Origin of the sequence: Flavobacterium sp. UBA4854 (genome assembly GCF_002399805.1) — a bacterium.
Classification (GTDB): Bacteria; Bacteroidota; Bacteroidia; order Flavobacteriales; family Flavobacteriaceae; genus Flavobacterium; species Flavobacterium ginsengisoli.
In genome coordinates this window covers 8,899-10,407 of sequence record NZ_DHEI01000108.1, presented here as the reverse complement: position 1 = coordinate 10,407, position 1,509 = coordinate 8,899, and the positions used below count along the sequence as shown (strand labels likewise).

Sequence of the window (1,509 nt, the reverse complement as noted above, 5' to 3'; positions counted from 1 at the left end):
CTTTGCATTGCATTAATTTATAATTTCTATAAAAGCACCAAAATGGCAACCCAAAACAAGCTTTGGGCAGGAATGGCAAAAGAAACGGCACACCAAATTGGCACTCCGCTTTCTTCATTAATTGGTTGGGTTGAAATTTTAAAAACAGAAGAAATTGATCCTTCTATAAGTATCGAAATTGAGAAAGATATAGAACGCCTTCAGACTATTACAGATCGTTTTTCTAAAATTGGATCAGTGCCAGTTTTAGAACTTCACGATATTGTCGACGAAACCAAAACGGCTTATGAATATTTGCAATCTCGTTTTTCTAAACAAGTTGCGTTTTCTTTTCAGGCACCAAACGAACCCATTTTAGGAATGATAAATCCAACATTACACAGTTGGACTATAGAAAATTTGGTAAAAAATGCAATTGATGCCATGAAAGGAAAAGGTACTCTTGATCTTCAAATTGAACAAGATGCTCATCAGGTAAAAATCAATATTAAAGATTCTGGAACTGGAATTCCAAAAAAACAATTTAAAACCATTTTTGAAACTGGTTTTACAACCAAAAAACGCGGTTGGGGACTTGGACTTTCTTTAACTAAAAGAATTGTCGAGGAATATCACAATGGAAAAATCAAAGTTCTGCATTCTGAAATTGGTAAAGGAACTACTTTTCAGATTTCATTAAATAAAAAAGTGCAGTAATAAATTTTACTGCACTTTAGTTATCTTTTTTGTCAGATTGAGCGAAGTCGAAGTCTTTACAAATTTGATTGAATATCTTTTGCTAAAGCTTCAAATTCTTCTTTTGAGAGTGAAACTTTATCAATAAAACGCATTTCGTCCATGTGGTTTAACGGAATCAAATGTACGTGTGCATGAGGCACTTCAAGTCCTACAACCGCTATTCCGATTCTTTTGCATGGAACTGTTTTTTCTAAAGCTGCAGCGACTTTTTTAGAAAATTTCATTAAACCTAAATACAACTCTTCATCCATATCAAAAATCTTATCGATTTCTTGTTTCGGGATACAAAGCGTATGTCCTTTAGCATTCGGATTTACATCTAAAAATGCTAAGTAGTTTTCGTCTTCTGCAATTTTGTAAGCTGGAATTTCTCCGTTTACTATTTTAGTGAATATTGTACTCATTGTTTATTCGTTATTTGGTTAATCGTTTAACCGATTTAACGATTAAACGGTTAAACTAAATTTAGTCTCTTGAGATTTCTAGAATTTCAAATTTAAGAACTCCATTTGGAACTGTAATTTCAGCTACTTCTCCAACAGATTTTCCTAGCAATCCTTTTCCAATAGGAGAAGTTACAGAGATTTTTCCTGTTTTTAAATCTGCTTCGCTTTCAGCAACAAGCGTATATTTCATTTCCATTCCGTTGCTTTGGTTTTTGATTTTTACATTCGATAAAACCAAAACTTTAGAAACATCTAGTTGAGACTCGTCAATTAATCTTGCATTTGCATATACCTCTTCTAGTTTAGAAATTCTCATTTCTAACAA

General features: G+C 32.6%; 3 protein-coding genes. 1 reads left to right on the top strand and 2 read right to left on the bottom strand.

The window, feature by feature from the left end:
* Nucleotides 1–696, top strand: a 696-nt coding sequence (locus B3J44_RS16035) for a sensor histidine kinase (protein WP_286969636.1), incomplete at its 5' end; no start/stop codon positions are given.
* Nucleotides 697–752: 56 nt separating this feature from the next.
* On the opposite strand, the gene B3J44_RS16030 is transcribed toward B3J44_RS16035, so the two are convergent.
* Entirely contained in the window at nt 753–1,142 is a 390-nt protein-coding gene (locus B3J44_RS16030) for an HIT family protein (protein ID WP_198854543.1), read from the bottom strand.
* Nucleotides 1,143–1,203: 61 nt separating this feature from the next.
* Nucleotides 1,204–1,509, bottom strand: a 306-nt coding sequence (locus B3J44_RS16025; protein ID WP_286969633.1) for a GreA/GreB family elongation factor, incomplete at its 5' end; no start/stop codon positions are given.